The following is a 12,721-nucleotide window of genomic DNA, read 5'->3' as shown; positions in this document are numbered from 1 at the left end:
TGCTTACTTCACTTCTAAGGTCACCCTTAACACCCTTGCGGCTTACTAATGCTTCAGAGCGTTACCTCCGCGCATTGGGGACTTTCACCCGTTGGGACAGTCTTGTAAAAAAACTATATTTACCATTCAAGGCACACACAATGTATAAAAATAATTGCTCAATTTTTGGCTTAACCAAAGGTCGTTGCAAGTTAACTACGTCTGATTTTCCTGCGGAAAACCTTCCCACGTAAACCCGCAACTATTCTTATACGTAACGTTACCTGCAAGCACAAAAAAAGAATAAAATATGAGAGATGAAATTGATGATTTTTTAATAAAAACAAAAATCATTAACCTTTTAAGTAAATAGTTTTGTAAATTTGTAATGGAATTATCGTATAAAAATAATAAACTGAAGAAATCCCTTACTACCGACAAGGGGATAGCAAAGGGTTATGGCACAATAGCAAAGAAGGTAAAGTTGCGTATCACTCAGCTTAACAATGCAGATAATTTAGAGGTTATCTCAAAATTACAGGTATTGCGATTGCACCAACACATAGGTAAAGGAACTTGGTCAATAGACATTCAAGAAAATTGGAGAATACTATTTGAGATAAACCAAGATCCTATACCAACCTTAGAAGATGGTGGAATAGATTTAAAAGCGATAACCATTATAAGTATTGAGTCTGTAGAAGACCCTCACTAACTTAAAAAGGAAACATTATGACTGATTTACAAATTAAAAAATCCTTACTCTCTTGCCCAGGTGATAGTATTCAAGAGCATATAGACCATATTAGTATGTCGCAAGCTGAATTAGCTGGACGATTGGGTAGGTCTATTCCTAAACTAAATGAATTAATCAAAGGCAAAGCACCTATAACAAAAGAAACTGCTACTAAATTAGAATACGTATTAGATGTGCCTGCAAGTTTTTGGCTTAATTTAGAGCGTACCTATCAAGATGAATTATTAGAAATTGAACAAATGGACCATTTAGAACAATGCCAAGAATGGGTATCATCTTTTCCATTGGCCAAAATGAAATCTTTTGGCTTACTTCCAGATACTCGTAAAAAACCTGAATTAGCAGATGGTTTACTAAAGTTTTTTAGAGTTGCTTCTCCTACACAATGGTACAATATTTATAATGGTAGCTCATTGGCTTTTAAAATTGAGCTGCGCCATACAGCAGAACCACAAGCCATTTCAGTTTGGTTACGTTTAGGAGAATTACAAGCAGAAAAAATAAAAGTAGTTGCCTTTGATAAAAAAGCATTGAGCAATTGTTTGGAGCAAATACAAGACATTGCATACAATCATTCAGATACTTGGCTAGAAGAATTACAAACACTTTGTGCATCTTGTGGAGTCGCTTTAGTTTATACTCCTTGTATTGCCAAAGCACCTATTTATGGAGCAACAAGGTGGATAAAAAATAATAGTTTACCACTTATACAAATGACTGATAGAAAAAAGGACTACAATGCTTTTTGGTTTACATTCTATCACGAATTAGCTCATATTCTTAAACACGGTAAAAAAGATATTTTTATTGATGGTCTTGAGAGTATTAAACCTGACAAGGAAAAAGAAGATGAAGCAGATGCATTCTCTGCTCGTATGCTATTGTCAGAAAAGGAAAGAAACGAGTTGTTTAAATATCATAACTTTAATGAAGAATTGATTCTGGAACTCAGTAAAAAATTCAAAAAACATCCAGGTATTATTGTAGCCCAAGTTCAAAGACAATACAATCATTTGTATAAAAATATACGCTTGAATAGTTTAAAAACTAAGGTTGAATTTACTGAATTATCAATTTAATTCAAGTCTTTAATTGCTGAAAAGAAAAGCCAGCAGGTAACACTGTATAAAAAACATAGGGCGTTTGTCCTAAACCGAAAGGTCTGTGAGTATTAATTAAGTCCGCTAAATATAAAATTTGGCGTTTATAGTAGAAAAGATAAAAGCAAAATATTTATATTTAGCTAAGTAATAAACCGAAACGAAAGTGCTTATTAACTGCCCTCCGTTTCTTATACTAATCGTTATCAGCAAATAAAAAAACTTAATAAATATTTCAACTAATGAAAATAGTAACTATTTTAAAAAAAGTATTTAAAATCATTTCTTTGACCGTATTGTTAATTCTCATTCCATCAGGTCTATTTTATAGCTGTATTTCATCTTATCCTTCTTCCAGAGTTAATAGTCAACTTCTTAATTCCGACACAAAACCCTGTAATACTTTAGAAATTAAAACAGCCAAAAAAGGAACGTTACAAGTAACACCTGATATTTCATACGCTGACGATAAAGTAGCGATACATATTACAGGATTGCAACCCTTTCAAATTGGGTCTTTGAAACTATCCGTAACAGATTCTAAAGATATAAGATGGGAATCCGTTGCTTGTTTTCAGGCAAATGAGTTTGGAGAAATAAATCCTAAAAAACAAGAACCACTAGAAGGAAGTTCATATGAAGGAACTCATCAAATGGGTCTTTTTTGGTCTCTAAAACCGGAAAAATTAAATTCATTCCATTTTGATACCGACTTGAATTTTACAATTAGTTTTGACACAGCTGATGGAGACAGGTTAACGCGTACAATTCTCAGAAAAAGCTATGAAAATATTGAAAATCATAACATTACAAAAAAAGAGATTCGAAATAAGATGGTTGCTAATTTTTACCTGCACGAAACACATAACCAAAGACCAACAGTTGTTCTGTTAGCAGGGTCTGGCGGTAATTTTCAACATCGTAAAGCAGGGTATTTAGCTTCTAAAGGTTATAATGTATTGGATTTAAAATATTTTGGAGAAAAAAACTTACCAGAAAGTTTGGAAAATGTCCCTTTAGAATATCTTCATACTGCAATCAATTGGTTAAAAAATCAAGCCACCGTTGATGCATCAAAAATTGCTCTTATGGGCAGATCTAAAGGCGCAGAATATGCCTTGTTATATGCATCAAAATACAATGACGTTAACGCTGTTGTTTCCGCAGTTGGCTCGAGTGTTACTTGGAGCTCTAAACGCTATATAAAATCATCTTGGAGTTCTAATGGGAAAGGTGTTCCTAAGGCTAGAGGAAGCATTACTGAAGCCATTAGATTTTTAAAAAGTACGGGGGGCAAAGCTCAAGTTCAACTTCCTTATATGTTAAGTGCATTTGAAAAAACTAAAAGAATCGAAAAGAGCTCCATTAAAATCGAAAATATAAAATGTCCTATCTTATTAATTTCTGGGGAAGACGACCTTCAATGGCCATCGACGATGATGAGTAATCGAATTAAAGTTAGAGCAGAGAAGTATAAATTCAAATATGAAATCAAGCATTATTCGTATGAAAATGCAGGACACCAATTCGATGACCTACCATTTATCCCACAAATAGATTTTTCCAATATCAGCACTTGGAAATCAGGCGGAAATTTTCAAGGAAACGCATTAGCCTCCATAGATTCGTGGAATAGAGTATTTATATTTTTAAATAAGCAACTCGGTAATATGGAACTGAATAAGTCAAAAAGCTGATAACACAGTATATAATTTATTGCTAGTCCTCGCTTACTTACGAAAATCCCCGCAGATTTTCTATTGGGTTTCTATTTGCTAAATTAAGTGCTTAAACACGCAACAAATCAGATACATCACGTTAGCAAAAATTAAAAATAATCCAATTAATATCTCATTATAATTATGAAAGCCATATTATCTATCTTTTTATTCTTTACAGTAATATTTCATTCCTTCGGCCAAACTGAAAAAATTGAAGTTAAAGTTAAACTTCATTCAATAGAAGGTTACGGACAATATGAAGATTTAGCTAACCAAGCAATTATTCAATTGGAAAAAGCAATAAATTCTGACGAATTCAGGCAAGGAATGATATATGGTAATTTTATAAAAACAAATGACTTAACCAACAAAGAATTGTTTTATAAAATTATCCTTGCACATGAAGAACAAGGTCCTGGAGGGAAAGACACTGTTATTGATTTACGAGTTAGAACATTACGGATTAATTCAGATGAATCGAGATGGAAAAATAAATGTAAAATTGGTTCTAATTCTGGAACAATTGGTATTGATGGAAATGGAGATGGTGTTACTGCTATTTGCCCCCAGAGACTTAAAAAGTGGAAGGAAGAAAATAATGTAGCGGATTTAGCAGGACATTATGCTCATGAATACATGCATATTTTAGGGTTTGGACACTATAAATTTCTTAGTCGAGATAAATGGAGGCAAAAAACATTTGTTTACAAGATTGGAAATTTAGTTTCTAATTTGGTACGTAAAGAGATGAAGAAATAGCCTGCTTTCAACAATATGTATAAACCCATTAATATTTAATAGAGATGAAAAATAAAATTATTATCTTATTAGTTTTTAGTTCTTTTATTTCTTTAACTAATGCTCAAGAAGCGACTTTAAATAGTTTAGAATTTACATCCATTCAAAAGTTAGAAATCTTTGCAAAAGGCTGTAACTCCAGTCAAATAAAACAGTTATTAGAAAATGACACTATTTTTGAAATAAACTATGGAGGAATAACACTAACTCCTATTCAGCTAGCTATTAACACCTTCATTACTGCAAATAATAACGATTCTATATGGAAATGTGACGAGTGTATATCTTCAATTTCTTCTATAATGAAAGATCAACGTTATGATTTTAAAGTACAACCTAATAGAGAAAAGACCGATCTTATTTATGCAATCTCAAGAGATAAAGATGTTAAAAAAGACCCTCTAGCTCAACAAAGATTTGGATTTGTAATGTATTCTATGCTTGATAGACTTGATGAAAAAATTTATTTTGATATTGATTATTCAATTTCAACAAATGTAAATAGTTTACCAGAAACTGCCTTACAATCTGCTAGTGCATATGGGAATCTCTCACTCTGTATTTTAATTAATCGCTACCCTACACTATTAAGAACAATTGACCAAAGAAATGGGAGCGATAAATTTACCCCACTCATGTTTGCTTCTCGTTTTAATAATATTTACAGTGCTGAAAAATTACTTTTTTATGGTGCAGATTATTTAGAAAATTTCAATGGCTACCCAATTAATGGAATAGCTGTAATTGGGATTTCTAAGATGTCAGGATATACAGAAATGACAAAATTATTACAAGACTATAAGGATGGTAAAATTAATTTGGACGGCTGTAAATAAACATTTGCTAACAATGACAATAGTTAATACTGGTTTTAGTGCTTAACCCAAAGTTTAGAGCTTTTACCAAGTCCGCCAAATCTTTTGATTTGGCTTTAGAACAAAAAAGATAAAACAAAATAAAAAGTTTTGGCTAAGTGCTTAATCGAAAGTTTACTACTTTTAAATCCCGTACTAACCATAGCCTAGCGTTGTACACAAGCAAAAAAAATGAGCAGTAAACACGAAATAGATACTTATTCAAAATTAGAACTTGGGGCAACATTCTTTCTTCAAGAATCATTTCATTATTTACACACTGCTTTAAAATACGAATTTTCATCAATCATATTCTCTAAAGAATTAGACGCAATTGAGCCGTCAAAGCAAGATAGAGAGATAATGGAAAAAACGGATTTTCCGAATGACGCTGTTGGACTTTTGCAATCAGATATTCCTGATATTCTAACTGAAAAGACAAGAAGTTTAATGTCAAATTCTTGGCAAAAAGCCCAATTCAGAGCGGAATCAGAGAAGCATAAATTCGGATTAAATCACCGAATAGATTCTATTGAAATATTAGGTCATTTGAACAACTTTGGATTTTTCATTGAGACACTTGTCAATAGACATCTACTCTTTTTAAGTCAAACAAAAATCATTGATGAATTTAGTTACGCAAGAATTTCGATTTCAAAAATAATGGAACGCTTAATTTATATATTCAAAGACGATTTAAATAATAATAAAGTACATCTGAACGAAATAACAAATCTGTTTAGTTTAAGAAATAAAACAGTACATTTTAGACCTGACAATGCAATAGCATTGAAACCAAAAATATCTGAATTAATACAAATAGGGACTCAAAGTGTGAAAATTATCAAGAAATTAGAGCAGAAAGAGAAGTTTAATGAAGAAAGTTTTTCGGAGAGATTAGAAAATCACATAGTGGAAATTAAAAATCGCTGAACGTAAAAGCCAGTGTACAACACTATGTATAAAACATAACTAGTAAGTGCTGAATCGAGAGGTTTGTGCTTATTTACAAAGACCGCCAAATTTTTAAATTTGGCTTTTAGAATAGAAAAAGTAAAAACAAAATATAAAAATTCGGCTCGTGTATAATCCGAAACGATAGAGTCTTTTTACACGCTACGTTTCATATACGGAGACTTTGTAGGTAATACAAAACTAACTTGAAAAGAATAACAGTAAAAAAGGGACAACTATTACAAAGGACAGGCGACTTGAATTCTAAGATATTTCAAGTGGAGTCAGGTTTGTTACGCAGTTATTCCATTGACAAAAAAGGGAAAGAACATATCTATCAGTTTGCTCCCGAAAACTGGATAATTGCTGATGCTACTCCAATTGATGAACCTTGTGATTTGTTTATTGACTGTTTGGAGGATTCTATCATCATCCAACTAGAAAAAGATTTTGATACTTTGTCAAATGCCCCTCTTAAATTAGCCAAAAGATTAAAAGTACTCCAAAAGCGTATTGTAATGTTGATGAGTTCAGTCGCTCTTGAACGTTATGAACATTTTATTACGACGTATCCATCTATTATTCAAAGAGTACCACAAAGAATGATAGCTTCCTATTTAGGCATTACTCCAGAAGCGTTGAGCCGTGTTCGAAAAGAGATTTCTCTCAGAAAATAGGCTAATTTTCGTTTCTTGATGTACATCAATGCACAACTTTTTTAAACACTTCATCTTTGCACTATCAATTATGATTTAATTTAAAAAAGAATAAAAATGAAAATACAATTTAGAATTATCGCAGCACTGTCATTGGTAATGACAGGCTTTATGGCTTTTTCCAGCACACCACAAGCAGTAAACGTTATTAAGTTTGGGGACGCTAAAACATTATTTGTTGGCGACAGCAAATCTGCAACTTTGTATGCTTACACCATAGTAAGCTCCGAAAATGCTGCGGCTCAACAAGGATATAATATCCACGATTTGAGCCAAAAAATCGCCACTTTTGCCAAAATAAGTCCTTTGGATATTTTGATAAGAGATATGGCAATAAATCCTGCCAACAAAGAAGCATATATTGCTTTTGACACCAAAACAAAGTCGGGCTATTTATCTCAAATTATAATTGTTAACCAATCGGGAGAAATTAGAGAATTTGATTTGAGAAAAACAACACACACAGAAGTTAAACTAACTGATGCTCCTACTTCTGACTTCAAATATTGGGATAAAACACCAATGCGAAGTTTTACTATCACGGATATTGATTTACACAAAGGGAAAGTCTATATAAGTGGAATGTCAAATGCTGAATTTTCTTCGGCTTTGAGAATGGTAGATTTTCCATTTAAAGATTCAAAAGTAAGCACTACTTCGGTAGAAATTTTTCACGCTGTACACGGACAAATGGAAACTCGTGCACCCATTCAAACTTTGACTTTTGTTACCTTAGAAGATGGAGATTATATTTTAGCGGCATACACATGTACACCATTGGTATCAATTCCTGTAAAAGACCTAAAAGACGGGGCACATATTGTAGGTAAAACCATTGCCGAAATGGGTTACGGCAATACGCCAATAGATATTATAAAATTCAAATCGGCAGGTATGGATAAAGTGCCTTATGAAGGCATTATTCTTTCTAATAAAAACAAATCTGCCCAATTTATCGACCTAAATGATATCAAAGAAAGTAATAAAGCAGCATCCATCGGATACGCAGGTATTGGAGAAGCAGGAACAGCACGAACTACATTACCACTTACCAATTTATTGCAATTAGATGACCAAGACGATTATCATATCACAACGATTAAAAGAAACCCTGACAATGGTAGTTTGGAATTACTTTCTTATTTAAAAAATGTGTATTTCAGATTAGATGAATTTGTGAGCGAATATGACCAACCTTCTTATATATATGAAGGACAGCAAATGCAAAGTAAAATATTTCAGAATATGATAATTCAGGACATAGACAAAACTGAGTTTATCAAAAAATAACACTTCAATTTTCACAAATCTCCTGCAACTCTATCTTTTGAGTTGCAGGAGATTTTTACTTTAATCAGTATGAGAACAATACTTTTTTTACTTATAACTTGTCAATTATTTGCTCAAAAAAATAGTTTACCAGAAGTGATACATATTTATCCTACTGCGGATTCCCTACCTGTAAATCTTACTCGGTTTTATATAGAGTTTTCTAAACCTATGCAAGAAATGGGTATCCTAAAACATATAAAACTGACCAACAAAAAAGGGGAGAACATAACAGGTGTTTTTTTTGAAAACCAATATGAATTATGGGATGAAGACCGTAAGAAAGTAACTCTTATTATAGACCCTGGCAGAGTAAAAACAGGTTTGTTGGCAAATAAAATAATGGGAAGAGCATTTGATGAAGGAGAACAATACACGCTCACGGTTGATAGCCTTTTATTAGATTTTAATGATCAAAAATTGGCAACGTCTTTTTCAAAAACTTTTATAGCGGTAAAAGAAGATAGCATTCCACCCAAAGTTGAATTATGGCATTATACTATTCCAAAAAGTAAAAGTAAACAACTATTGATTATTGATTTCAATGACAAAATAGACCATATCTCTGCTCAAACCTTCATTAGGATAACCTATAAAGGCAAAATAGTTGAAGGCAAATTTTCATTGAAACGAAACGAACAGCAATGGGTTTTTAAACCTCAAAAAAAATGGAAAAAAAGAGAATATAGAATTGAAGTCAGCAACAACTTAGAAGATATTGCTACGAATTCTATGGATCAAGTATTTGACCACAAGTTAGGAGATTTTAAAGAGCAGCAAGAAAATAGCAGCCTCACTTTCAACATAAAATAATGCAATAAAACACCTTTTTATTTCTTGATGTATATCAATGCACAACATATTAGAAAGTACCAATTTTACAACTATTAATTAACTAAATAGAAAAAATGAACACATTACACGAAACGCAAATTAGCAAAACAAGGAAAATAGCAGGTTATACACTCTCTGTTATTCCGTCATTAATGCTATTAATGGCAGGTATTATGAAAGTAATCGGCAATGCAGAAATGCTCGAAAACATGAGTAAGATTACTAATTGGGGTGATAAAATGCTTCTAATAGGCTTAATAGAATTATCAGCTTTGACACTTTATTGGATTCCTAAAACAATTAATATAGGATTTTTCTTATTGGCTTCTTTTGGAGGTGGAATAATTGTAGCCGAAGTAGTAGGCGGTGATTTTCCACTACCGGGTATTATGGTAACTACGCTTTTTTATGCAGGCACAATGCTAAGAAAGCCTTCTTTATCGGGAATGAATCTATAAACGTTAAAAAAAACGGCATACAACAATGTATAAAAGCAATAGCGGCTTGGGTGTAAACTCAAGCCTTTTTTGCATTTAATAAACTATATTGCAATTCAAAACCTCATTCAATTTAATCCGCTACTATTCTTATACTAAACGTTGTAAAACATAAAGAATACAGAATATGAACATATATATATATAAGTATAGAAATCTAATCACATTTGGAATTCCATTGCTTCTAATCTTGTCAGTAATTGTGTTGGGCAATTCTTCTGTTTTTCAAATACATCCTAAAGAGCTTTCAATTGGTATAACTTTCGACTTAGTATTTGTAATTCCCTTTATCTATTTCCTTTTAATACGTAAAAAAGAAATTCCTAAGATTACAACAGTCCCATTTTTCATCGCAGGAATAGTAATTGCAAGTTTTATTATACCAAAGGACTTTCAATTCCACCTAACTCAAGTAAAGAATTGGATATTACCGATTGTTGAAACGACAATATTTTTCCTAGTAATCTACAAAGTCCGCCAACTAAATAAAGCATTCAAAAAAGGCAAGTCACAAACATTAGACTTTTATTCAGCTCTAAAAAGTGCATCAGCTCAAATTCTTCCAAAAAAAATAAGCGGTGCTTTTGCAACAGAAATTGCAGTTCTCTATTATGGTTTTTTCAATTGGAAGAAACGGAAATTAAGCGTTAATGAATTCTCATATCATAAGAATAGCGGCACCATAGCTTTGCTAATTGTTTTTATGTTTTTAATAATGATGGAAACGTCAGTTGTTCATCTTCTATTACAAAAATGGAGTACTCTTGCCGCTTGGATATTATCTATATTAAGTTTTTACACTTGTCTTCAAGTATTTGGAATAATGAGGTCTATGAGCAAAAGACCCATTTCCATTGATAATGGGGAATTAAAATTACGATATGGATTATTCAGCGAGTCAACCATTTCGATTTCTAATATTGAAGGAATTGAATTGTCAACTAAATCGGTTGAATCAGATGAAACCACAAAAAAACTGTCTCCATTACGTGATTTTGAAAGCCACAATGTTGTAATTAGACTGAAAGAAGAAGAAGTGCTTTTTGGGTTATACGGACTGACAAGCAATTACAAGAATTTAGCACTTTACGTTGACAAGAAGGAACAATTTAAAAAAGAAATTGAAAACGCTTTACAACAATATACATAGCACCCTGCGAGATGCTACGACACCATGCACTTAACGTTGTCTCTAATTTAAAACGAACATTTTGAATTCAATAACTTAACGCAACAAATCTAAATTTATAGATTTGTTGCAATGGAAGATAAAAACACAGACGACTTACCTTAAAAGAGAGGGTTCAAATAGAGACTCTTTTTCAACAAAATAAGACCAAAGCTTACATAGCTAAAATTATTAATAGATCTCGCTCTACAGTCTCTAGAGAAGTCAATAAGCTTGGCTCTAATCCTAAGATTGATTATGATGCCTATTTAGCACATTGGTCGGCTAAAGAGGTCTATTCAAACAAAAGAAATTTTGATAAAATAAGTACTTGTAAAAAACTCCGTATTTATGTCTTTAGAGGATTGCTTTTAAATTGGACACCAGAACAAATTGCAGGGAGAATTAAACAGGACTATTTTAATGATCCCATCATATCAATCTCACATGAATCTATTTACAGATACATTTATATACATCCTCAAGCTCGTTTAAACAAAAAACTCGTCAATCTACTTGTTCGTAAAAAAACACGAAGGAGGCCTCCTAAAAAAAGACGTGGAACTGGCAGTAAAATAATCAATCAAGTCAGTATTGACAATAGACCTAAGCATATTGACCTTAGAAAGGAAATCGGACATTGGCAAGGTGATTTAATGATTGGTAAAAACCAAAAATCTGCCATTGGAAAAATTGTAGAACGCAAATCTAGGGACACTTTAATCGTAAAATTAAAAGCTAGAAACTCAAAAGAAGTAGCTAAAATGTTCTCAAAAATATTAAATAAACTAAACCCTATTCTTAAAAAATCTATGACTTATGACAACGGAGTCGAGATGGCCAGACATAAAGAAATAACAAACAAAACGGGAATGAAAATCTACTTTGCTCACCCATACTCTTCTTGGGAAAGAGGTACTAATGAAAATACTAATGGATTCATTAGAAGGTATCTCCCTAAAGGTACAGACTTCAATAAAATCGATGAAAGATCACTCAGAATTATTCAAGAAAAACTCAACAATAGACCAAGGAAAATTATAGGATTTAAAACCCCTCAAGAAATGATGGGTTCTGAACTAAAAAAGATAGCTTGGTATAAACTAAAAAAAAGCAACGTTTGTTGCGTTACAACCTTGAATCCAGCTATAAAACGCTTTCTTGTCAGACGAAATATTTTCGTTAAAAGTGCATAAATTTTCGTCCACACTAGATCAACTAGTTTATATCAACGGCTTTGCAACGGCATCACCAACGGCGTTTTAAATATCCGTTTTTTAGCCGTTGGACTTACTGTTGATTGTAAATTGGCTACTCAAATTTCCAACCCTTCATACTTTATCCTATCCAAAGTGCTTTCTACATCTGAATTGACTTTTGGATGGAAGAGATGACTACTGACTGGATGATACTCCAGTTGAGTTTGATCATAGCTGTAGTTTAAGAGCTTTTGGATGTCATCTTGATCCAAGTCATTTTCCAACCATTCCTTCTCATGCTCATCATCCAAAATAAGCGGCTAGCGGTTCTTTTTATTGTGGATTTTTGCAAATAAAGGAGAGGCTTCTTTGGTGAGAATGGCGAAGGTAACTTTGTTGTCCATACGCGTATAAATCCCAACTAATGACTGACAAACGGGACAAGTTTTATGATTAATCATTTTTAAAAGTATATTATACGGTAAATATACTTTTAATTATCATAGACTATAGTAATATTGACTTATGACTATGCTCAAAAACATCACTTTATATCATTTGATGATAAATAATCAGAAAAGGATAGGGATAAAATTTACCCCAGACAAGGTTTTACAGGCCCTTATAAAAAGTCTAGATAAGCCTAAGTGGAGTGCACATTATAATATGGCCTATGTTTTAAACACCAAAACTAATCTGGCTACTATTTACACGACTTTTAAAGGAGTGGCTTGGATTAATTATAATCGATTTTTAACCAATAAGCCTGTACATACTTCTAATGAAACGGTAGATGTTGAATGGTTTAGAACCAG

General features: G+C 32.4%; 12 protein-coding genes and 2 pseudogenes. 13 read left to right on the top strand and 1 reads right to left on the bottom strand.

What is annotated here, in order from left to right:
- Nucleotides 1–367: 367 nt before the first annotated feature.
- From CXF67_RS15530 to CXF67_RS15470, 12 genes and pseudogenes are all read left to right on the top strand, one after another.
- Nucleotides 368–694 carry a killer suppression protein HigA gene (locus CXF67_RS15530; protein ID WP_102089569.1) on the top strand — a complete coding sequence of 109 codons (327 nt, stop codon included), beginning with the start codon at nt 368–370 and terminating at the stop codon, nt 692–694.
- Nucleotides 695–711: 17 nt separating this feature from the next.
- Entirely contained in the window at nt 712–1,815 is a 1,104-nt protein-coding gene (locus tag CXF67_RS15525; RefSeq protein WP_102089568.1) for an ImmA/IrrE family metallo-endopeptidase, read from the top strand.
- Nucleotides 1,816–2,078: 263 nt separating this feature from the next.
- A complete protein-coding gene (locus CXF67_RS15520) occupies nt 2,079–3,533 on the top strand; it encodes an acyl-CoA thioesterase/bile acid-CoA:amino acid N-acyltransferase family protein (protein ID WP_102089567.1) in 1,455 nt (484 codons plus the stop codon).
- Between the two features lie 165 nt (nt 3,534–3,698).
- Entirely contained in the window at nt 3,699–4,316 is a 618-nt protein-coding gene (locus tag CXF67_RS15515) for a hypothetical protein (RefSeq protein WP_102089566.1), read from the top strand.
- A 44-nt stretch (nt 4,317–4,360) separates the two neighbouring features.
- Nucleotides 4,361–5,191: an ankyrin repeat domain-containing protein gene (locus tag CXF67_RS15510; RefSeq protein ID WP_102089565.1), complete on the top strand. Its 831-nt coding sequence runs from the start codon at nt 4,361–4,363 to the stop codon at nt 5,189–5,191.
- Nucleotides 5,192–5,401: 210 nt separating this feature from the next.
- On the top strand, nt 5,402–6,142 hold the full coding sequence (locus tag CXF67_RS15505) for a hypothetical protein (RefSeq protein ID WP_102089564.1): 741 nt from the start codon (nt 5,402–5,404) through the stop codon (nt 6,140–6,142).
- A 278-nt stretch (nt 6,143–6,420) separates the two neighbouring features.
- On the top strand, nt 6,421–6,840 hold the full coding sequence (locus tag CXF67_RS15500) for a Crp/Fnr family transcriptional regulator (protein WP_374702254.1): 420 nt from the start codon (nt 6,421–6,423) through the stop codon (nt 6,838–6,840).
- Nucleotides 6,841–6,936: 96 nt separating this feature from the next.
- The gene (locus CXF67_RS15495; RefSeq protein WP_102089562.1) at nt 6,937–8,169 is read left to right on the top strand and encodes a hypothetical protein; all 1,233 of its coding nucleotides are present in this window, start codon (nt 6,937–6,939) and stop codon (nt 8,167–8,169) included.
- A 69-nt stretch (nt 8,170–8,238) separates the two neighbouring features.
- Entirely contained in the window at nt 8,239–9,021 is a 783-nt protein-coding gene (locus CXF67_RS15490) for a hypothetical protein (RefSeq protein ID WP_102089561.1), read from the top strand.
- Between the two features lie 95 nt (nt 9,022–9,116).
- Nucleotides 9,117–9,500 carry a DoxX family protein gene (locus CXF67_RS15485; RefSeq protein WP_102089560.1) on the top strand — a complete coding sequence of 128 codons (384 nt, stop codon included), beginning with the start codon at nt 9,117–9,119 and terminating at the stop codon, nt 9,498–9,500.
- Nucleotides 9,501–9,666: 166 nt separating this feature from the next.
- Nucleotides 9,667–10,689 carry a hypothetical protein gene (locus CXF67_RS15480; protein WP_102089559.1) on the top strand — a complete coding sequence of 341 codons (1,023 nt, stop codon included), beginning with the start codon at nt 9,667–9,669 and terminating at the stop codon, nt 10,687–10,689.
- A gap of 122 nt (nt 10,690–10,811) precedes the next feature.
- A pseudogene (locus CXF67_RS15470) lies at nt 10,812–11,801 on the top strand (IS30 family transposase); the annotation flags it as partial.
- 221 nt (nt 11,802–12,022) lie between these two features.
- Here CXF67_RS15470 and CXF67_RS17925 read toward each other — a convergent pair.
- On the bottom strand, nt 12,023–12,217 hold the full coding sequence (locus CXF67_RS17925; RefSeq protein WP_145990488.1) for a hypothetical protein: 195 nt from the start codon (nt 12,215–12,217) through the stop codon (nt 12,023–12,025).
- 214 nt (nt 12,218–12,431) lie between these two features.
- Between CXF67_RS17925 and CXF67_RS15465 the strand changes: the two are divergent.
- Nucleotides 12,432–12,721, top strand: a pseudogene (locus CXF67_RS15465) (recombinase); the annotation flags it as partial.

It is taken from the genome of Psychroflexus sp. MES1-P1E (genome assembly GCF_002836055.1).
In the GTDB taxonomy this organism is placed as follows: Bacteria; Bacteroidota; Bacteroidia; order Flavobacteriales; family Flavobacteriaceae; genus Psychroflexus.
Note: the sequence above shows the minus strand (reverse complement) of the source record. Positions and strands in the feature narration are given on the sequence as shown.

Excerpts from the sequence above, each read along its gene's own strand:
- CXF67_RS15490 (WP_102089561.1), top strand. The coding sequence starts at position 8,239 with ATGAGAACAATACTTTTTTTACTTATAACTTGTCAATTATTTGCTCAA.
- CXF67_RS15530 (WP_102089569.1), top strand. The coding sequence starts at position 368 with ATGGAATTATCGTATAAAAATAATAAACTGAAGAAATCCCTTACTACC.
- CXF67_RS15505 (WP_102089564.1), top strand. The coding sequence starts at position 5,402 with ATGAGCAGTAAACACGAAATAGATACTTATTCAAAATTAGAACTTGGG.
- CXF67_RS15495 (WP_102089562.1), top strand. The coding sequence starts at position 6,937 with ATGAAAATACAATTTAGAATTATCGCAGCACTGTCATTGGTAATGACA.
- CXF67_RS15510 (WP_102089565.1), top strand. The coding sequence starts at position 4,361 with ATGAAAAATAAAATTATTATCTTATTAGTTTTTAGTTCTTTTATTTCT.
- CXF67_RS15480 (WP_102089559.1), top strand. The coding sequence starts at position 9,667 with ATGAACATATATATATATAAGTATAGAAATCTAATCACATTTGGAATT.
- CXF67_RS15485 (WP_102089560.1), top strand. The coding sequence starts at position 9,117 with ATGAACACATTACACGAAACGCAAATTAGCAAAACAAGGAAAATAGCA.
- CXF67_RS15525 (WP_102089568.1), top strand. The coding sequence starts at position 712 with ATGACTGATTTACAAATTAAAAAATCCTTACTCTCTTGCCCAGGTGAT.
- CXF67_RS15520 (WP_102089567.1), top strand. The coding sequence starts at position 2,079 with ATGAAAATAGTAACTATTTTAAAAAAAGTATTTAAAATCATTTCTTTG.
- CXF67_RS15515 (WP_102089566.1), top strand. The coding sequence starts at position 3,699 with ATGAAAGCCATATTATCTATCTTTTTATTCTTTACAGTAATATTTCAT.